The 18,943-nt window shown below is 72.5% G+C and carries 15 protein-coding genes and 1 riboswitch; of the genes, 8 read left to right on the forward strand and 7 right to left on the reverse strand.

Annotated features, from left to right (window positions below):
* Window positions 1-65 precede the first annotated feature (65 nt).
* The 6 genes from frr (at window position 66) to IH00_RS0117825 (ending at window position 7,071) form a co-directional block, all read left to right on the forward strand.
* Complete coding sequence (gene frr, locus IH00_RS0117800) at window positions 66-623, forward strand: ribosome recycling factor (RefSeq protein WP_031074715.1); 558 nt, start codon at window positions 66-68, stop codon at window positions 621-623.
* Entirely contained in the window at window positions 623-1,774 is a 1,152-nt protein-coding gene (locus tag IH00_RS0117805; RefSeq protein WP_031074717.1) for a phosphatidate cytidylyltransferase, read from the forward strand. Before frr ends, IH00_RS0117805 begins: the two co-directional genes overlap by 1 nt.
* Before the next feature lie 189 nt (window positions 1,775-1,963).
* Window positions 1,964-3,076 carry a dual-specificity RNA methyltransferase RlmN gene (gene rlmN, locus IH00_RS0117810; RefSeq protein ID WP_031074719.1) on the forward strand — a complete coding sequence of 371 codons (1,113 nt, stop codon included), beginning with the start codon at window positions 1,964-1,966 and terminating at the stop codon, window positions 3,074-3,076.
* Window positions 3,077-3,105: 29 nt separating this feature from the next.
* Window positions 3,106-3,213, forward strand: a riboswitch (TPP riboswitch).
* Between the two features lie 77 nt (window positions 3,214-3,290).
* Entirely contained in the window at window positions 3,291-4,385 is a 1,095-nt protein-coding gene (locus IH00_RS0117815) for a thiamine ABC transporter substrate-binding protein (RefSeq protein ID WP_031074721.1), read from the forward strand.
* 35 nt (window positions 4,386-4,420) lie between these two features.
* The gene (locus tag IH00_RS0117820) at window positions 4,421-6,037 is read left to right on the forward strand and encodes an ABC transporter permease (protein WP_031074723.1); all 1,617 of its coding nucleotides are present in this window, start codon (window positions 4,421-4,423) and stop codon (window positions 6,035-6,037) included.
* A gap of 2 nt (window positions 6,038-6,039) precedes the next feature.
* Complete coding sequence (locus IH00_RS0117825; protein ID WP_031074724.1) at window positions 6,040-7,071, forward strand: ABC transporter ATP-binding protein; 1,032 nt, start codon at window positions 6,040-6,042, stop codon at window positions 7,069-7,071.
* A gap of 78 nt (window positions 7,072-7,149) precedes the next feature.
* Here the strand turns inward: IH00_RS0117825 and IH00_RS0117830 are convergent, their stop codons facing one another.
* Complete coding sequence (locus IH00_RS0117830; RefSeq protein WP_063835399.1) at window positions 7,150-8,496, reverse strand: sensor histidine kinase; 1,347 nt, start codon at window positions 8,494-8,496, stop codon at window positions 7,150-7,152.
* 340 nt (window positions 8,497-8,836) lie between these two features.
* On the opposite strand from IH00_RS0117830, the gene IH00_RS0117835 reads away from it, so the two are divergent.
* On the forward strand, window positions 8,837-10,582 hold the full coding sequence (locus IH00_RS0117835) for a lysyl oxidase family protein (protein ID WP_031074728.1): 1,746 nt from the start codon (window positions 8,837-8,839) through the stop codon (window positions 10,580-10,582).
* Window positions 10,583-10,613: 31 nt separating this feature from the next.
* Here IH00_RS0117835 and IH00_RS0117840 read toward each other — a convergent pair whose 3' ends face one another.
* The 6 genes from IH00_RS0117840 to IH00_RS0117865 all read right to left on the reverse strand — a co-directional run bounded on the left by IH00_RS0117840 (window position 10,614) and on the right by IH00_RS0117865 (window position 17,299).
* Complete coding sequence (locus tag IH00_RS0117840; RefSeq protein ID WP_031074730.1) at window positions 10,614-11,735, reverse strand: LOG family protein; 1,122 nt, start codon at window positions 11,733-11,735, stop codon at window positions 10,614-10,616.
* Between the two features lie 55 nt (window positions 11,736-11,790).
* A complete protein-coding gene (locus tag IH00_RS0117845; protein WP_031074731.1) occupies window positions 11,791-12,954 on the reverse strand; it encodes an alpha/beta hydrolase family protein in 1,164 nt (387 codons plus the stop codon).
* A 376-nt stretch (window positions 12,955-13,330) separates the two neighbouring features.
* The gene (locus tag IH00_RS0117850) at window positions 13,331-14,497 is read right to left on the reverse strand and encodes a hypothetical protein (RefSeq protein ID WP_031074732.1); all 1,167 of its coding nucleotides are present in this window, start codon (window positions 14,495-14,497) and stop codon (window positions 13,331-13,333) included.
* Window positions 14,479-15,207 carry an ABC transporter ATP-binding protein gene (locus tag IH00_RS0117855; RefSeq protein WP_031074733.1) on the reverse strand — a complete coding sequence of 243 codons (729 nt, stop codon included), beginning with the start codon at window positions 15,205-15,207 and terminating at the stop codon, window positions 14,479-14,481. The genes IH00_RS0117850 and IH00_RS0117855 overlap by 19 nt, the downstream gene beginning before the upstream one ends.
* Window positions 15,208-15,428: 221 nt before the next feature.
* Window positions 15,429-16,808, reverse strand: coding sequence for an aspartate aminotransferase family protein (locus IH00_RS0117860; RefSeq protein ID WP_078887812.1), 1,380 nt, complete (start codon window positions 16,806-16,808; stop codon window positions 15,429-15,431).
* Complete coding sequence (locus IH00_RS0117865) at window positions 16,793-17,299, reverse strand: Lrp/AsnC family transcriptional regulator (protein ID WP_039947143.1); 507 nt, start codon at window positions 17,297-17,299, stop codon at window positions 16,793-16,795. Before IH00_RS0117865 ends, IH00_RS0117860 begins: the two co-directional genes overlap by 16 nt.
* A 188-nt stretch (window positions 17,300-17,487) precedes the next feature.
* Between IH00_RS0117865 and IH00_RS0117870 the strand changes: the two genes are divergently transcribed.
* Window positions 17,488-18,924 (forward strand): gamma-aminobutyraldehyde dehydrogenase, encoded by a 1,437-nt coding sequence (locus IH00_RS0117870; protein WP_031074737.1) that lies wholly within the window; start codon window positions 17,488-17,490, stop codon window positions 18,922-18,924.
* Window positions 18,925-18,943: the final 19 nt, after the last annotated feature.

Below are 18,943 nucleotides of genomic sequence, written 5' to 3' on the forward strand. Positions count from 1 at the left end.
CCTGCCGGTCGGACACCGTGCAGGAGCGTAAAGACGCGCCTACTCAAGACACGCAGGAGCAAGTGGTGATCGAAGAGACCCTCCTCGAGGCCGAGGAGAAGATGGAGAAGGCCGTCGTGGTCGCCAAGGAGGACTTCGCCGCGATCCGCACCGGCCGCGCGCACCCGGCGATGTTCAACAAGATCGTCGCCGACTACTACGGCGCCCTGACGCCGATCAACCAGCTGGCGTCGTTCTCCGTGCCGGAGCCGCGCATGGCCGTGGTGACCCCGTTCGACAAGAGCGCGCTGCGCAACATCGAGCAGGCCATCCGCGACTCGGACCTCGGCGTCAACCCGAGCAACGACGGCAACATCATCCGTGTGGTGTTCCCCGAGCTCACCGAGGAGCGCCGCCGCGACTACATCAAGGTGGCCAAGGGCAAGGCCGAGGACGCCAAGATCTCGATCCGCTCCGTCCGCCGCAAGGCCAAGGAGACCATCGACAAGTTCGTCAAGGACGGCGAGGTCGGCGAGGACGAGGGCCGCCGCGCCGAGAAGGAGCTCGACGACACCACCGCGAAGTACGTCGCGCAGGTGGACGAGCTGCTCAAGCACAAGGAAGCCGAGCTGCTCGAGGTCTGATGAACGACTCTTCCTGGGGGGCCCCGCCGAATGGCGGCTACTGGGGTCCGCCCGACCAGGGGCTCGCCGCGGGCCACGCCCCGGCAGCCCCGGCGGGTCCCGCATACGATGGGCAGGACGCGCAGCAGACGCGGCCCATGCCCCTCGTACCCGCCGACGTTCCCCCCTCGGGATACGGAAGCGGACACCAGGACGACACCCGTGACCGGGGGACCGCTCGGCCGAGCGGTCCCCTGTTCCGTGACGAGATGCCGCAGGAGCCCATGACCCCGCCGTCGGGAGCGCCGCAGCCCCCGGGACAGCCGGAGCAGCCGGGGCCGCCCCAGAACCAGAAGAAGCGGGCCGGCCGGGACCTGCGGGCCGCGATAGGAGTCGGGGTCGGCCTCGGCTCGGTGATCATCGCCTCGCTCTTCATCGTCAAGGCCGTCTTCGTCGGTGTCGTCGCGGTCGCCGTCGTGGTCGGGCTGTGGGAGCTGACCTCGCGCCTCCAGGAGCGCAAGGCCATCAAGGCCCCGCTCGTGCCGCTCGCGGTCGGCGGCGTGGCGATGGTCGTGGCCGGTTACGCACGCGGAGCCGAAGGCGCCTGGGTGGCGATGGCGCTCACCGCGCTCGCGGTCCTCGTGTGGCGGATGACCGACCCCCCCGAGGGCTACCTCAAGGACGTCACGGCTGGTCTGTTCGCCGCCTTCTACGTTCCGTTCCTCGCGACGTTCGTGGCGATGATGCTCACCGCGGACGACGGCCCCCTGCGGGTGTTCACCTTCCTGCTGCTGACCGTGGTCAGCGACACCGGCGCGTACGCGGTCGGCTGGCGCTTCGGCACCCACAAGCTCGCGCCGCGCATCAGCCCCGGCAAGACCCGCGAGGGACTCGCCGGAGCGGTGGCGTTCGCGATGGCGGCGGGCGCGCTGTGCATGGAGTTCGCCATCGACGGCGGTACGTGGTGGCAGGGCCTGCTGCTGGGCCTCGCGGTCGCGGTGAGCGCCACGCTCGGCGACCTGGGCGAGTCGATGATCAAGCGGGACCTGGGCATCAAGGACATGGGCACGCTGCTCCCCGGGCACGGCGGCATCATGGACCGCCTGGACTCGCTGCTGCCGACGGCGCCGGTGGTGTGGCTGCTGCTGGTGATCTTCGTCGGGGCGGGCTGACGGTCCCCGGTGGCCGCCCGGTGGCGCCGGTGCGCCGCCGGGAACAGGCCGCAGCGGCATCCGGTTACCCTGGAAGGGCTCGTCGCGTCGACGCGGCGGGCCCTTTCGGCCCCGCGCACCGCGGGGATCATCCGGTGAGGTCACCCGGCTCACGTACCGCGGCCTCGTCCTACTGAGGAGTACCAGGTCATGGCACGCCCCGCCCCGGGAGAACTCACCTTCGTCGCGCCCCGCGGCGCGAAGAAGCCGCCGCGGCACCTCGCCGACCTCTCGCCCGCCGAGCGCAAGGAAGCCGTCGCCGCGATCGGCGAGAAGCCGTTCCGCGCCAGGCAGCTCTCGCAGCACTACTTCGCGCGGTACGCGCACGACCCGGCCGAGTGGACGGACATCCCCGCCGCGTCCCGGGAGAAGCTCGCCGCGGAGCTGCTGCCGGACCTGATGTCGGTCGTCCGCCACATCTCGTGCGACGACGACACCACCCGCAAGACCCTGTGGCGGCTCCACGACGGCACCCTCGTCGAGTCGGTCCTCATGCGCTACCCGGACCGCGTGACCATGTGCATCTCGTCGCAGGCGGGCTGCGGCATGAACTGCCCGTTCTGCGCCACCGGCCAGGCCGGCCTCGACCGGAACCTGTCGACGGCCGAGATCGTGCACCAGATCGTCGACGGCATGCGCGCCCTGCGCGACGGCGAGGTCCCCGGCGGCCCGGCCCGCCTGTCCAACATCGTCTTCATGGGCATGGGCGAGCCGCTCGCCAACTACAACCGGGTCGTCGGCGCCATCCGCCGCCTCACCGACCCCGAGCCCGACGGCCTCGGCCTGTCGCAGCGCGGCATCACCGTCTCCACCGTGGGCCTGGTGCCCGCCATGCTGCGCTTCGCCGACGAGGGCTTCAAGTGCCGCCTCGCCGTCTCGCTGCACGCCCCCGACGACGAGCTGCGCGACACCCTCGTCCCCGTCAACACGCGCTGGAAGGTCCGGGAGGTGCTGGACGCCGCCTGGGAGTACGCCGAGAAGTCCGGCCGCCGCGTCTCCATCGAGTACGCGCTCATCCGCGACATCAACGACCAGGCGTGGCGCGGCGATCTGCTGGGCCGGCTGCTCAAGGGCAAGAGGGTCCACGTCAACCTGATCCCGCTCAACCCGACGCCCGGGTCGAAGTGGACCGCCTCCCGCCCCGAGGACGAGAAGGCGTTCGTCGAGGCGATCGCCGCACACGGCGTCCCCGTCACCGTGCGGGACACCCGCGGCCAGGAGATCGACGGCGCCTGTGGACAGCTGGCGGCGGCAGAACGCTGACCTTGTAGTCTGAGCTCGAACACACCTGCACATTCCGACAGGGGAGCGCCACAGCGCTGAGAGTGCGGTCACCGGGCCGCAGACCCTCTGAACCTCGCCCAGGTCATTCTGGGTAGGAAGTTCGGTCGTTACTCGAGCTGTTGCGCCCTGCCCGCCGGACGGTTCCGGTGGGCAGGGCCGCGTCTCTTCCTGGTCACACCCAGGAGGAATCTCAGTGAGCACCACCACGAAGATCGCGGCCGGCGCCCTCGCCGCCGCGCTGGGCGTCACGACGCTCACCGCCTGCGGCGGCGACGCGGACAAGAAGTCCGAGGGCGGCGGTACGGCGTCGAAGACCGTGACGCTCGTCAGCCACGACTCCTTCAACGCCTCCCCGGCCGTCCTGAAGGAGTTCACCCGGCGGACCGGCTACACGGTGAAGGTCCTCAAGAGCGGCGACGCCGGCGAGGCCGTCAACAAGGCCATCCTCACCAAGGGCGCCCCCCAGGGCGACGTCTTCTTCGGCGTCGACAACACCCTGCTCTCCCGCGCCCTCGACAACGGGCTCTTCGAGCCGTACGAGGCCAAGGGCCTGGACCAGGTCCCGGGCGCCCTTCGGCTCGACGGGGACAAACACCGGGTCACGCCCGTCGACAGCGGCGACATCTGCGTCAACTACGACAAGAAGTACTTCGCCGACAAGAAGCTCGCGCCGCCGCAGACCTTCGACGACCTCGCCAAGCCGCAGTACAAGGACCTCCTCGTCGTCGAGAACCCCGAGCGGTCGTCCCCGGGCCTCGGCTTCCTGCTGGGCACGGCCGCCCGCTACGGCGACGAGGGGTGGCAGGACTACTGGAAGAAGCTCAAGGCCAACGGCGTCAAGGTGGTCGACAGCTGGGAGCTGGCCTACAACCAGGAGTTCTCCGGCTCCGCCGGCGGCAAGGAGGCCAAGGCGGACCGGCCGCTCGTCGTCTCGTACGCCTCCAGCCCGCCCGTCGAGGTGCTCTACGCCGAGCCGAAGCCGGCCGAGGCGCCCACCGGGGTCTCCACCGGCACCTGCTTCCGCCAGATCGAGTTCGCCGGCCTGCTGACCGGCGCGAAGAACCCCGACGGCGGCAAGGCCCTCATCGACTTCATGATCGGCAAGAAGTTCCAGGAGGACATGCCGCTCCAGATGTTCGTGAATCCGGTGATCAAGGACGCCGAGCTGCCGGAGCTGTTCACCGCGCACGGCGCGACCATCGACAAGCCGCACACCGTGGCACCCGCGAAGATCGCCGAGAAGCGCGACCAGTGGATCCGGTCGTGGGCCTCGCTCGTCCTGAAGTGACCTCTCTCCGGCGCAGCGCGCTGCGGGCGGGACTCATGGTCCTGCCCGTGGCGTTCTTCGCCGTCTTCTTCGCCTACCCCGTCGCCGCGATCGTCGGCCGCGGGCTGCGGGCGGACGACGGCGGCTGGCAGCTCGGGCGGCTCGGCGAGGTGCTCGGCCGGCCGGACATCGCCGACGTGCTGTGGTTCACCACCTGGCAGGCGCTCGCCTCCACCGCGCTCACCCTGCTGATCGGGCTGCCCGCGGCGTACGTCTTCGCCCGGCTGGACTTCCCCGGCAAGCAGGTCCTGCGGGCCGTGGTGACCGTGCCGTTCGTGCTGCCGACCGTCGTCGTGGGGACCGCGTTTCTCGCGCTCGTCGGTCGGGGCGGACTCCTCGACGAGCTGTGGGGCGTACGGCTGGACACCACGGTGTGGGCGATCCTCCTCGCCCACGTCTTCTTCAACTACGCCGTCGTCGTCCGCACGGTGGGCGGACTGTGGGCGCAGCTCGACCCGCGCCAGGAGGAGGCCGCGCGGGTCCTGGGCGCCTCCCGGTTCGGTGCCTGGCGACGCGTGACGCTGCCGGCGCTCGCGCCCGCCGTGGCCGCCGCCGCGCTGATGGTCTTCCTCTTCACGTACACCTCCTTCGGCATCGTCCAGATCCTCGGCGGGCCCGCGTACCGGACGCTGGAGGCGGAGATCTACCGGCAGACGGCGCAGCTGCTGGACCTGCCGACGGCGGCCGTGCTCACGCTGCTGCAGTTCGCGGCCGTGGGCGCGATCCTCGCCGTGCACGCCTGGACGGTCCGCCGGCGGGAGACGGCGCTGCGACTGGTCGACCCGGCGCAGACCGCGCGGCTGCCGCGCGGGGCCGGACAGTGGGCGCTGCTCGGCGGTGTGCTCCTCACCGTGGTGCTGCTGCTCCTGCTGCCGCTCGGGGTCCTCGTCCAGCGTTCGTTCGGCGGCGGGTCCGGCGGCCTCGGCTACTACCGGGCCCTCCAGGACGCCGACGCGGGCGGCGGGACCTTCCTCGTGCCGCCCGTCGAGGCGATCGGCAACTCGCTGCAGTACGCGCTCGCCGCCACCGCCGTCGCGCTGGTGGTCGGCGGGCTCGCCGCCGCGGCGCTCACCCGGCGGGCCGGGCGGCTGGTCCGCGGCTTCGACGCGCTGCTCATGCTGCCGCTCGGCGTGTCCGCCGTCACCGTCGGCTTCGGCTTCCTCATCACCCTCGACGAGCCGCCGCTCGATCTGCGCTCGTCGTGGATCCTGGTGCCGCTCGCCCAGGCCCTGGTCGGTGTGCCCTTCGTCGTACGGACCATGCTGCCGGTGCTGCGCGCCGTGGACGAGCGGCTGCGGGAGGCCGCGGCCGTGCTCGGGGCGTCGCCGCTGCGGGCGTGGCGCGAGGTCGACCTGCCGCTGGTGCGGCGCGCGCTGCTGGTGGCGGCGGGGTTCGCGTTCGCCGTGTCGCTGGGCGAGTTCGGCGCCACCGTGTTCATCGCCCGGCCCGACAACCCGACGCTGCCGGTGGCCGTGGCGCGGCTCCTCGGGCGGCCCGGGGAGCTCAACTACGGCCAGGCCATGGCCCTGTCCACCATCCTGATGGCGGTGTGCGCGGTGGCGCTGCTGCTGCTCGAACGGATCCGCATCACCGAACGCTCCGGAGAGTTCTGACCATGCTGCGACTTGACGGCGTGACCGTACGCTTCGGGGCCCGCGCCGCCCTCGACGCGGTGGACCTCGCGGTCGCCGACCACGAGATCGTCTGTGTGCTCGGCCCCAGCGGCAGCGGCAAGTCGACCCTGCTGCGGGTCGTCGCCGGCCTCCTGGCCCCGGACGAGGGCCGCGTCCTGCTGGACGGCGCCGACCAGACCGGGGTGCCCGTGCACCGGCGCGGCGTGGGCCTGATGTTCCAGGACCACCAGCTGTTCCCGCAGCGGGACGTCGCCGGGAACGTCGCCTTCGGTCTGCGCATGCGGGGCGCCTCGAAGCGCGAACAGGCCGAGAGGGTGCGGGAGTTGCTGGAGCTCGTCGGGCTCCCCGGCGCCGGCCGGCGGGCTGTCGCCGCGCTGTCCGGCGGTGAGCAGCAGCGCGTCGCGCTGGCCAGGGCGCTGGCCCCGAGCCCCCGGCTGCTGATGCTGGACGAGCCGCTGGGCCAGCTCGACCGGGGGCTGCGCGAGCGGCTCGTGGTGGAGCTGCGGCACCTGTTCGGGCGGCTCGGGACGACGGTGCTCGCCGTCACCCACGACCAGGGCGAGGCGTTCGCGCTGGCCGACCGGGTCGTCGTCATGCGGGACGGGCGCATCGAGCAGAGCGGTACGCCCCTGGAGGTCTGGCAGCGCCCGGCCTCCGCCTTCGTCGCCCGCTTCCTGGGTTTCGACAACGTGGTCGCCGCCACGGTCGGCGGCGGGACCGCCGAGACCCCCTGGGGCAGGATCCCGGTGCCCGCCGGCACGCCCCGGGGGCCCGCGCACCTGCTGGTGCGGCCCGTCGGCGTCCGTCTCGGCGACGCGGCCGAGGGGCTGCGCTGCACCGTCGAAGCCCGCACCTTCCGCGGCCACCACGTCGCGCTCCGCCTCGCCCCGGAGGCGACCGCGGCCGGCGCGGCACCGCCGCTGGAGGCGGAGTGCCCCCTGCGTGACGCGCCGGTGGAGGGCGCGGTGGTCGGGGTGACCTTCGCCGCCGACGAGGTCGTCGTCCTGGACTGAGGCCGGCTCGGCACCGGCCGCGCGGCTGCCGTGTCCGTACCGGGTGCGCCCGTGGGGGCGCGGCCCTGACGCCGGCCGTCAGCCCGCGGCCGGTCCGTCGTGCGTCCCGCCGCCGGGCACGCCCCCGTCACGCGCCTGCGCCGGCCGGTCCGCCGCGTGCCCCTTCTCCGCCTGCTGGTCCGCCGCGCGCCCGTCTCCCGGCGCGTCCTGCGTCACCCCGTCGCGCATGTCGTCGCGTACGTCGTCGCGCACGGATGCCGTCAGGTCCAGTACGGCGCAGGCGCCGCCGTCGTCCGGGTTGGTGAAGGACAGCCCGGCGCCGAGCACCCGTGCCTGGCCGTCGGCGATCGTCAGGCCGAGGCCCAGTCCCTTGCCCACCGCGCTGGTGTGGAAGCGCCGCGGCCCGTGCGCCAGGAGGTGCGGGGGAAAACCGTCGCCCCGGTCCCGCACGCGCACCACCCCGTGCTCGACCTCGACCACCACCGGTGTCCTGCCGTGCCGCAGGGCGTTGCTGACCAGGTTGGTCAGGACGCGCTCCACGCGCCGCCCGTCGGTCTCCACGAACGCGTCGGCAACGATGTCGAGCCGTACCCCGGCCGACGGTTCCACGGCCCGCACCGCCCGGCGGGCCAGCGTGCCGAGCTCGGCCGTCCGCAGGTCGGCCCGCTCGCCGCCGTTGTCCAGCCGGGCGACCTCCAGGACGTCCTCCATCAGGTCCCGCATCCGCGCGACCCGCTCCTTGACCATCGACTCGGCCCGGCCGTCCGGCAGCAGCCCGGCGGCGGCGACCAGCCCCGCGACCGGGGTGCGCAGCTCGTGCGCGATGTTCGCCGTCACCTCGCGCTCCGCACGCAGCCGGTCGCCCAGCGCCTGCGCCATGGTGTTCACCGCCCGGGTGAGGGTGGCGATCTCGTCCCGGCCCGAGTCCGGGAGCCGGGCGTCGAGGTCGCCGCCGGTGATCTGCGCGGCGCGCCGCGCGGAGAGCCGCAGCCGCCGGCCCAGACGGGTCGCCAGCAGCAGCCCGATGAGCGTGGCCACCGCCGTACCGATGAGCCCGGCCATGAACATTCCGGTCTGGAGCTCACCGGACAGCGGGTCCTCGTGCTGCTTGAGCGCCAGGACGTGACCGTCCACCGAGGTGGCGGCCCAGATCTGCCGGCTGTCCCCGTCGACCTGCACATAGGTGGCGCGGCGCCCGGCGAGGGCCTCGCGGCGCAACTCGTCGGGGATGTTCGGCGGGTCGATCCTGAGCCCGAAGCGGGGCCGGCCGAACTGCTCGTACATGCGCTCGGCGACCAGGAGCCGTTCCATGGCCTGGTCCCGGCCCCGGTCCTCCATCAGCCGCGGCACCTGCACGCCCGTCACGAGGGCGGCCAGCGCGGCGGTGGCGGTGATCGTGGCACCTATCTTGAGCCGTAGCCCCATGTCTCATCTCCCTGCCGGGAGTGTACGAGGCGCCTCCGGGGCGGCTGCCGGGCGCCCTGCGGCCGATGCGGGGCAAGGTGCGCGGAAGCGGGCGCTACCACAACCGACGCCGCGGGGACGGCGGAACGCCCGTACAACGACCTGATCCCTGCTCAATGGTGTGGTTTCGGCCAAACATCCACGGCCCGGCACGGTGCGGACAACCCGCGCTCCCGCCGGTCGCTCTCCACGGACAGGGAAGCACTCCGGTGCCCGTGAGCCCGTCGCGCCTCAGCCGCCGACCGGATTCCCCCGCGCCGGCCGTGCGTTCCCGGCCCACCAGGAACGTGGAAGACGAGGAATGATGACCAGACTTCACCGGGGCACCCTCTGGCGCTCGGGGATCGCCGTCGCCGCGGCGACCGCCGTGATCGCCGGAGTGGTGGCCGCCGCGCCCGAAGCACCGAAGGCACCACTCTCTCCCAAGCTCAGCCTGATCGCCGCGTCCGCGTCGGTGACCCTCTACTCCTCGAAGGAGCAGCCCGGTGTCTACCTGGACCTGGGTACGTACCTGACGGCCGAGAAGGCCGCCTTCGAGCTCCAGGTGAAGCGCGCCTCCTACAAGGAGCAGGTCGTCACCCAGCAGATCGTCCGCGACGGGAAGACGACCCGGACCAAGGCCCTCCCCAAGGGCCTGGTGAAGGACTTCAAGGGCCTGCCGGGCTTCACCCGGATCACCGTCACCGACGCGACCGGCAAGACCGTGCTGACCAGGACCGAGGACTTCTGCCCCAACAACGCCTCGGGCCGGGTCCGCCCGGACGCTCCCGCCACCTCCAAGTATCCCGAGAGCTGCCCGGTCAACCCGTTCACGCTCGGCTCCGTGTGGGGAGTCGAGAAGGGCTGGGCGTCCAACACCTTCTCCGGTTACGACTCCGAGCCGGTGGTGCTGAAGCCCGGCACCTACACCGCCAAGGTGTCCGTCGACAAGCGCTACCGCGACGTGTTCGGCATCGAGGACAAGCCCCGGGCGGTCAAGGTGACCGTCAAGGAGGTCAGCACCGAGGAAGGCCGGGGCGTGGCCGCCTCCAAGCAGGCCCCGAAGGCGGGTGCCCACGCCGGGCACGCCGCACCCGGTGCCCACGCCGGGCCGTCGGGTCACGCGGGTCACGCCGCCAAGCGCGCCCCCGCGGCCGACCTGGCCGCCCCGACGAGCGGCGCGGGCCCCTCGTACAACGTGGGCCACGGCCCCTACCCGCCCGCGCCGCCCGCGCTGCCCTGGGCGCTGAAGAGGGCGCAGATGAAGGCCGCGCAGGCCGCCGGTGACGGCGCCGGCCGGACCGACGGCTCCCGCAAGGCGCCCGCGCTCAAGGCCGCACCGAAGCGCCCGACGGGCAAGCCGGCCGTGCCGGACGTGCCCAAGCCCGACCTGCGGTCCCTGCCCGCCTACGGCATCACCATCAGCGACGGACCCGACGAGGTCGCGGGCAAGGACTACCTGGCGTTCAGCGCCAACGTGTGGAACGCCGGGCCCGCCCAGCTCGTGGTCGACGGCTTCCGCTCGCCCGGCAAGGAGCTGATGGACGCCTACCAGTACTTCTACGACGCCAAGGGCAAGCAGGTCGGCTACACGCCGACCGGCACCATGGAGTGGGACCCGCGGCCGGGCCACGAGCACTGGCACTTCACCGACTTCGCCAGCTACCGGCTGCTGAAGGCCGACAAGAAGGAGGCCGTGCGCAGCGGCAAGGAAGCCTTCTGCCTGGCCAACACCGACGCCGTCGACTACACGGTGAAGAACGCCAACTGGCACCCGTACAACACCGACCTGTCCACCGCGTGCGGTGTGGAGAACTCCATCTCCGTCCGCGAGGTTCTCGACGTCGGCTCCGGTGACACGTACACGCAGGACCTGCCCGGCCAGTCCTTCGACATCACCGGCGTGCCGAACGGCACCTACTACATCCAGGTGCTGGCGAACCCGGAGAAGCGCCTGAAGGAGACCAACCTGAACAACAACAGCGCGCTCCGCAAGATCGTGCTGGGCGGCAAGCCCGGCGCCCGGACCGTGACCGTGCCCCCGCACGACCTGGTCGACGCCAACTGACCCGTCTGCGGCGGGCGGAAGCCCGGAGGCGCTACTCGGCCGCGAGCCGCAGCAGCGCCTCCGGCGCCTCCTCCACGGTGTCGACGAGCGCGATCCGGGCCTCCATCGAGCGCCCCGCGGCCAGGGCCCGCAGCAGCGGCCAGGCGGGGAGGTGCTCCGTCCAGTGGGTGCGGTTCACCAGGACCATCGGGGTCGGCTCGCCGCGCGACCCGTAGTAGTTGGGCGTGGTGTTGTCGAAGACCTCCTGGACCGTCCCCGCCGCGCCCGGCAGGAAGACGACGCCCGCGGTGCAGCGGGCCAGCAGCCCGTCCTCACGGGTGGCGTTGGAGAAGTACTTGGCGATGTGCGCGGCGAACGCGTTCGGCGGTTCGTGCCCGTAGAACCAGGTCGGGATGCCGACCGAGTCGCCGCCCCCCGGCCAGCGCGACCGCACCTCGAACGCGGCCCGCGCCCAGTCGCCCACCGACGCGCCGTACGACGGCTCCTTGCCGAGCAGCAGCAGGGCCTCGTCCAGCATCGCGTCGTCGTGCGGCGCGGCGTACGCGCCCAGGTTGGCCGCCTCCATGGCGCCCGGCCCGCCACCGGTCGCGACGGTCAGCCCGGCGCGGGTGAGACTGCGGCCGAGGCGGGCGGCGCCGGCGTACGCGTCCGTGCCCCGGTGCATGGCGTGACCGCCCATCACGCCCACCACCCGCGCCCCGCGCAGATGTTCGTCGAGCGCGTCGGAGACGGCGTCGTCGTGCACGGCGCGCAGCATCGACGCGAAGACGTCACCGTCCGCCTTGGTCCGCTGGAACCACGCGTACGCGCGGGCGTCGGGCGTCCCCGCGTATCCGGAGCTGTTCTCCCCGAGGCCCGCGTACAGCTCGTCGGGGGAGTACAGGCGCCCCCGGTACGGGTCGAACGGCAGGTCCGGTACGGGCGGGAAGACCAGTGCGCCGTCCGCGCGCACCTTCGCGGCGGCGTCGGGTTCCATCGGGCATCCCAGGAATATCGCACCGGTCGTCTCCACGCCGAGCAGCGCGAACGTACGGTCCGTCAGGTCGACGGACTGCACCCGGTGTCCGACGAGGCTGCCGCGCGCGACGACCTCGTCGAACTCCTGGAGCGTCTCGATCTCGCGGTCGTGGCCGTGCCGAGGGGTGTGCGCCATGCCGCCACGATAAGCCGCCCCGACGACGGCCCGGCACGGCCCCCCGCGACCCGGCTCAGCCGGACCGCTGGAAGACGACCTCGGGGTGCTCCGCCGACGGACCGTCCAGCAGGGGCTGGGCGATGCCCTTGAGGTGGAGGTCGAAGAAGGCCGCCGTGTAGCGCCGCGTGATCCGCTGGGACACCTCTCCCGACAGGGGCTCCTCCGGGGGCAGCAGGCCCAGTTGGTCGGCGAGGACGGGTACGTCGGTGAAGGTGAAGTGGCCCGAGCCGGTCACCGTCAGCCAGCGCTTCCAGCCGTCGAGGAGGGGCCAGTCCCGCACCCAGGAGTTCTGCGGCTCCTCGGTGCCCATCATCAGGAAGGGGCGGCCGCCGAGGCCGCCGGCGGGCACGGGCTCCGCGAACGAGCCGTCGAGATCGGCCCCGGCACGCACCCGCTCGTCGGCCGCCATGGTGGTGGCGGCGGAGGCGCCGCCGATGGAGTGGCCCGCCATGCCGATCCTCGTACGGTCGATCATGCGGGCGTGCCGCCAGGCCGGGTGCCGGGCGGTCAGGCGGTCGAGCAGGAAGGAGACGTCCTGGGCGCGGCCGCGGGCCACCGTCGCGTACCCGCGCTCCCTCGCCGGGTCGCAGGCCGCGCACGTGAGCAGACGGCCGCCCGGGAAGGCGGTGCCCACCGACTCGTAGGCGTGGTCGACGGCGGCGACGACGTACCCCCGGCTGGCGAGGTCCTCGGCGAGCAGGGTGAGCGTCGCCCGGTTGACGGTGAACCCGGGCGAGAGCACCGCCAGCGGGTAGGTGCCGCGGGCCGGGGCCGCGCCGGGGCGGGCGTGGGTGCGGGTACCGCTGAGCGTGGCGGCGGGCACCGTGCCGGCCAGGTCGCGGTCCTCCAGGAAGGCGCGGGCCTCCTCGGTGGTCATGTACGGGGCGGTCCGGCCGCGCGCGCTGCGGGCGGGGTAGTACAGCGACACCATCAGTTCCCGCGCCCCGGCCTCCGGGACCCACGGGTCGGGACGGCCGGTGTCGACCAGGTGCAGGGTGTCGCGGCCCACTGCCATGGGACCGGTGGGGCGCGGCAGGGCGAGGCGCACGTGGTCGCCGTTCCCGGCGGTGGCGGACGCGGCGGCCGGCGCGGGTAACGCCTGGGCCGCGCCGGATCCGGTGACGGCGAGGGACAGTCCGATCAGTGCGGCGGCGGCGCCGCGGGTCAGTCGATGCATGCCCAAGAGGCTAGGGAGCCGGGCCCCCGGACACGTCCGCTGCCAGGTCGGTCCTCGGTCCGCCCCGGGACGGACCGGCGCCCCGGGGATCCGCCTGCGGACCGACGGCGCCCTCCGACCGGGGTGCCGGCCTGGACCGGGCGGCACCCCGCGACGGCGAGGTGGCGACCCTCCCGCAAGGGCGGGGCTGGTCCCCTGGGACGGCGAGGCCGCGGCCCAGCAACACCAGGCGGCGCCCCTCCCGGCAAGGGTCAGGCGGCGCCCCTCCCGGCAAGGGTCAGGCGGCGCCCCTCCCGCGAGGGCGTGGCGGCGGCCCGGCAACAACCAGGCGGCGGCCACCCGCGACGGCGAGACGCCCGACGGCGAGGCGGGCGCCTCAGCCGCGCAGGGGAAGCACCGCCAGTGCCGCGACCGCCCACGTCAGGGGGGCGAAGACCACCAGCAGCGCCAGCGCCCGCACGCCCGCGGCCGTCCGCAGGAGCGCACGGGAGGCGCCCAGCCGCAGCAGGGCCTCCTTGGTGTCGGCCCGGGTCTGGCGGGACTCCAGCGCCGCCATGAGCAGCGTCGCCGCGGTGCACCCGAGGACCAGCCCCGCACCGAGCCCGGTCAGCGGTCCGTAGGGCCTCTCGCCCCCGTCCGCGTACAGCGTGGTGGCGGTGAGGGTCGCGGCCGCCACCGCGCTGGCCACGCCGAGGGGCCGCCCGATGCGCGATGCCTCCTCCATCAGGGCGCGGCCGGCCAGCAGCCGGGTCGCTCCCGGGCGCAGCGCCTGCAGCAGCCGCCCGCACAGGTGGGTGATGCCGGGGCCGGCGAGGGCGAGGCCGAGGGAGGCCAGAACCCATCCCGCCAGGACCTCGCGGGGCAGCGTCACCGCCGCGCCGGAGGTGCCCTTGGCGGCGTACGTCTCGATGGCCAGGCCCACCGCGATCAGGGCCACGCCCCACGGCAGGCCGCCCGGCGCGGCGGGCGTACGGCGTGGCGGGGCGGCCCGGTCCTCGACGGCCGGGGCAGCCCCCTTCTCCGGGAGCGGCTTGCGCCGCGGGCGCAGGGTCAGCCCGGCGGCGACGGACGCCGCGAACGGGACGACCGCGAGCAGGGTCACCGTGGCGGCGGGCGGCAGGGGCTGCCCGGACGCCAGCAGCTCGGCGGCCGCCCCGTCGAACGGCAGGCCCGTGAGGTCGCCCCGCAGGTGCAGGAAGACCAGCAGCGCGACGGCGGAGCCGAGCGTGCAGGACACGGCGGTGGACGCGGCGGCGAGCGCGGCCAGCCGCGCCGGGCCGAGCCCCAGCGCGGACAGCCCGGTCCGCGGGCGCGTGCTCGGGTCAGTGCGGGCGACGGCGACCGCGAAGTGCACGGTCGCCGCCAGCGGCAGCACGCACCACAGCAGCCGCCGCAGCGCCGCCTGCGACTCGCCGGGGTGGCCCACTGCGTACCCCAGCGCGCACAGCAGCAGGAAGCCGGCCCCGGCCGAGGCGGCCGCGACCCCCAGCCGGCGCAGCAGGACCAGCGGGTGGGTGCCCAGGGTCAGACGGAGAGCGAGCACGCGTCGCGCCCCTCCGCTTCGTGCTGCTGTACGGAGTTGACCCGCCGCCCGTCGAGCAGGTGGATCGTGCGGTCGGCCACGGCGGCGACGTCGGGGTCGTGCGTGGCGAGGACGACGGTGATGCGGTGCGAGCGGGCGGCGGCGGTCAGCGTTCGCAGGACGTGCGCCCGGTCGACGCGGTGCAGCGGGGCGGTCGGCTCGTCGGCGAAGAGCACGAGCGGCATGGGCGCCAGGGCGCGGGCGACCGCGACGCGCTGGCGCTGGGCCTGGAGCAGGGCGGAGGGGCGCCGGCGGGCGCAGTCGCCGATGTCGAGGCGCTCCAGCCACTCCATGGCTGCGGCCTTGGCGGCGCGGCGCGAGGAGCCGCGCAGGAGCAGGGGCAGCGCGGCGTTCTCCCAGGCGCTGAGCTCGGGAACCAGGCAGGGCTCGGGGCCGACCCAGCCGAACCGGTCGCGTCGCAGCCGCTCGCGCTGGACGGCGTTCAGCGTGTGGACGGGGGCGCTGTTGAACCAGACCTCGCCGTCCTTGGGGACGAGCTGACCGGACAAACAGTGCAGCAGAGTCGTTTTACCGCTTCCGCGCGGGCCGCACACGGCCAGGATCTCGCCCTCGCGCACGCCGAGGGAGACACCGTTGAGGGCGGGGGAGCCGTTGTGGGCGTGGTGGAGGGAACGCGCCCAGAGCACGTCGTTGTCCGGCGGGGCCACCATGGGGTACACCTCGGTCTCAGCTCGGTATCGGGGTCCCCCGTACGGGGGAACGAAGGTCAGGCCGATCGGTCACTGCGCACCGTAGGGATACATGACCGGGTGTACTCATAGCACGCGGCCCGGGTCGCCCACATCACTCGGATGGGGCATGACCCGGGCCGCGTTCAGCCTACGATCGGACGATCAAGGACCGTGAGGGCGGTCCCGGAACGTTTCCTCGATCAGAGCTTCGTCCAGGCCTCGGTGAGGGTGGCCCGGAGGATCTGCTCGATCTCGTCGAACGTGGACTGGTCGGAAACCAGCGGCGGCGCCAGCTGGACGACCGGGTCGCCGCGGTCGTCGGCACGGCAGTAGAGGCCGTTGTCGAAGAGCGCCTTGGAGAGGAAGCCGTACAGGACGCGCTCGGTCTCGTCGTCGTTGAACGACTCCTTGGTGACCTTGTCCTTGACGAGCTCGATGCCGTAGAAGTACCCGTTGCCGCGGACGTCGCCGACGATCGGCAGGTCGTGCAGCTTCTCCAGGGTGGACCGGAAGGCACCCTCGTTGTCGAGGACGTGCTGGTTGAGGTTCTCGCGCTCGAAGATGTCGAGGTTGGCGAGGCCCACGGCCGCGGAGACCGGGTGGCCGCCGAAGGTGTAGCCGTGCAGGAAGGTGTTGTCGCCCTTGTAGAACGGCTCCGCCAGGCGGTCGGAGATGATGCAGGCGCCGATCGGGGAGTAGCCCGAGGTCATGCCCTTGGCGCAGGTGATCATGTCCGGCACGTAGTCGAACTTGTCGCACGCGAACATCGTGCCGAGGCGGCCGAAGGCGCAGATGACCTCGTCGGAGACGAGCAGCACGTCGTACTGGTCGCAGATCTCGCGCACGCGCCGGAAGTACCCGGGCGGCGGGGGGAAGCAGCCGCCGGCGTTCTGCACCGGCTCCAGGAAGACCGCGGCGACGGTGTCCGGGCCCTCGAAGAGGATCTGCTGCTCGATCTGGTCGGCGGCCCAGCGGCCGAAGGCCTCGGGGTCGTCGCCGAAGATCGGGGCGCGGTAGATGTTGGTGTTCGGCACCTTGTGCGCGCCGGGGACCAGCGGCTCGAAGGGGGCCTTCAGGCCGGGCAGGCCGGTGATGGACAGGGCGCCCTGCGGCGTGCCGTGGTACGCGACCGCGCGGGAGATGACCTTGTGCTTGGTCGGCTTGCCCACCAGCTTGAAGTACTGCTTCGCCAGCTTCCAGGCGGTCTCGACCGCCTCGCCGCCGCCGGTGGTGAAGAAGACCTTGTTCAGGTCGCCGGGGGCGTGGTGCGCGAGGCGCTCGGCCAGCTCGACGGCCTTCGGGTGGGCGTAGGACCACACCGGGAAGAAGGCGAGCTCCTGGGCCTGCTTGTAAGCCGTCTCGGCGAGTTCGGTCCGGCCGTGCCCCGCCTGGACCACGAACAGGCCGGCGAGGCCGTCGAGGTAGCGCTTGCCCTTGTCGTCGTAGATGTACGTGCCCTCACCGCGGACGATGGTCGGCACGGGGCTGTTCTCGTACGACGACATGCGGGTGAAGTGCATCCACAGGTGGTCGTAGGCGGTCTTGGAGAGGTCCTTGCTCACGGCTATCGGGTTCCCCACATATAGGTCTGCTTCTTGAGCTTGAGGTAGACGAAGCTCTCGGTGGAGCGCACGCCGGGGAGGGTGCGGATGCGCTTGTTGATCACATCCAGCAGGTGGTCGTCGTCCTCGCAGACGATCTCCACCATCAGGTCGAAGGAGCCCGCGGTCATCACGACGTACTCGCACTCGGCCATGGCCGTCACGGCGTCCGCCACCTGCTCCACGTCGCCCTCGACGTTGATGCCGACCATCGCCTGCCGCCGGAACCCGACGGTGAGCGGGTCGGTGACGGCGACGATCTGCATCACGCCCTGATCGAGGAGTTTCTGGACGCGCTGGCGCACGGCCGCTTCCGACAGGCCGACGGCCTTGCCGATGGCGGCGTACGGACGGCGTCCGTCCTCCTGGAGCTGTTCGATGATCGCCAGGGACACGGCATCGATCGCGGGGGACGATCCGTTTCCGGTCCTGGACTCTGCGCTTCGACTGGCCACGTCTTCACTCTGCACCGAGTCTCGTCAGTCGCGCAAGCCCAGATCGAGGAAATCCGTTGTTCTGGTGTTTCAGAACCACTGAATCCGAAGTTGGCGAGCGTCGGCCCTGTCGGAATCGTCGCCCCACCGATTAGGGTGGGCCCTGTCCACCACGTGGACACCTGAGTCACCGAGCACCACGAGACCGACAGGAGGGGTGGCAAGTGACCACCGAGCTGCGTCGTCTGCGCAACTACATCAACGGGGAGTTCCGGGACGCCGCCGACGGACGGACCATCGACGTGGTCAACCCGGCCACCGGCGAGGTGTACGCCACTTCTCCGCTCTCCGGGCAGGCCGACGTCGACGCCGCCATGGAGGCGGCCGCCGCCGCCTTCCCCGCCTGGAGGGACACCACGCCGGCCGAGCGCCAGAAGGTCCTGCTCAAGATCGCGGACGCCTTCGAGGAGCGCGCCGAGGACCTGATCGCCGCCGAGTCGGAGAACACCGGCAAGCCCCTCGCGCTCACCCGGAGCGAGGAGGTACCGCCGATGGTGGACCAGATCCGCTTCTTCGCGGGCGCGGCCCGGCTGCTGGAGGGCAGGTCGGCGGGCGAGTACATGGAGGGCATGACCTCGATCATCCGGCGCGAGCCGGTCGGCGTCTGCGCCCAGGTCGCGCCCTGGAACTACCCGATGATGATGGCGGTGTGGAAGTTCGCCCCGGCGCTCGCCGCGGGCAACACCGTGGTCCTCAAGCCGTCGGACACGACCCCCGCGTCCACCGTGCTGATCGCCGAGATCATCGGCTCGATCGTCCCCAAGGGCGTCTTCAACGTCATCTGCGGCGACCGTGAGACCGGCCGTGCCATGGTCGAGCACCCGGTCCCCGCCATGGCCTCCATCACCGGCTCCGTGCGCGCCGGCATGCAGGTCGCCGAGTCCGCCGCCAAGGACGTCAAGCGCGTCCACCTGGAGCTGGGCGGCAAGGCCCCCGTCGTCGTCTTCGAGGACACCGACATCGCCAAGGCCGTCGAGGACATCTCGGTCGCGGGCTTCTTCAACGCCGGCCAGGACTGTACGGCCGCCACCCGTGTGCTCGTCCACGAGTCCATCCACGACGAGTTCGTCGCCGCGCTCGCCAAGGCCGCCGCCGAGACGAAGACGGGCCAGCCGGACGACGAGGACGTGCTGTACGGCCCGCTCAACAACGCCAACCAGCTCAAGCAGGTCAGCGGCTTCATCGACCGCCTGCCCGCCCACGCCAAGGTCGAGGCGGGCGGCCACCGGGTCGGCGACAAGGGCTACTTCTACGCCCCGACCGTCGTCTCCGGCCTCAAGCAGGACGACGAGATCGTCCAGAACGAGGTCTTCGGCCCCGTCATCACCGTCCAGTCCTTCACCGACGAGGAGCAGGCCGTCGCCTACGCGAACGGCGTCGAGTACGCCCTCGCCTCCTCCGTCTGGACCAAGGACCACGCCCGCGCCATGCGCATGTCCAAGGCGCTGGACTTCGGCTGCGTCTGGATCAACACGCACATCCCGCTGGTCGCGGAGATGCCGCACGGCGGCTTCAAGAAGTCCGGCTACGGCAAGGACCTGTCGGCGTACGGCTTCGAGGACTACACGCGCATCAAGCACGTGATGACCTCGCTCGGCTGACCGTTTCCGCAGCACCGCA

This window comes from Streptomyces sp. NRRL S-118, from assembly GCF_000716335.1.
Lineage (GTDB): Bacteria > Actinomycetota > Actinomycetes > Streptomycetales > Streptomycetaceae > Streptomyces.

What these genes read in the sequence shown, in the direction of transcription:
- IH00_RS0117805 (WP_031074717.1), top strand. Translation starts at nt 623, where the DNA reads ATGAACGACTCTTCCTGGGGGGCCCCGCCGAATGGCGGCTACTGGGGT.
- rlmN (WP_031074719.1), top strand. Translation starts at nt 1,964, where the DNA reads ATGGCACGCCCCGCCCCGGGAGAACTCACCTTCGTCGCGCCCCGCGGC.
- IH00_RS0117820 (WP_031074723.1), top strand. Translation starts at nt 4,421, where the DNA reads ATGGTCCTGCCCGTGGCGTTCTTCGCCGTCTTCTTCGCCTACCCCGTC.
- IH00_RS0117825 (WP_031074724.1), top strand. Translation starts at nt 6,040, where the DNA reads ATGCTGCGACTTGACGGCGTGACCGTACGCTTCGGGGCCCGCGCCGCC.
- IH00_RS0117830 (WP_063835399.1), bottom strand. Translation starts at nt 8,496, where the DNA reads ATGGGGCTACGGCTCAAGATAGGTGCCACGATCACCGCCACCGCCGCG.
- IH00_RS0117835 (WP_031074728.1), top strand. Translation starts at nt 8,837, where the DNA reads ATGATGACCAGACTTCACCGGGGCACCCTCTGGCGCTCGGGGATCGCC.
- IH00_RS0117840 (WP_031074730.1), bottom strand. Translation starts at nt 11,735, where the DNA reads ATGGCGCACACCCCTCGGCACGGCCACGACCGCGAGATCGAGACGCTC.
- IH00_RS0117845 (WP_031074731.1), bottom strand. Translation starts at nt 12,954, where the DNA reads ATGCATCGACTGACCCGCGGCGCCGCCGCCGCACTGATCGGACTGTCC.
- IH00_RS0117855 (WP_031074733.1), bottom strand. Translation starts at nt 15,207, where the DNA reads ATGGTGGCCCCGCCGGACAACGACGTGCTCTGGGCGCGTTCCCTCCAC.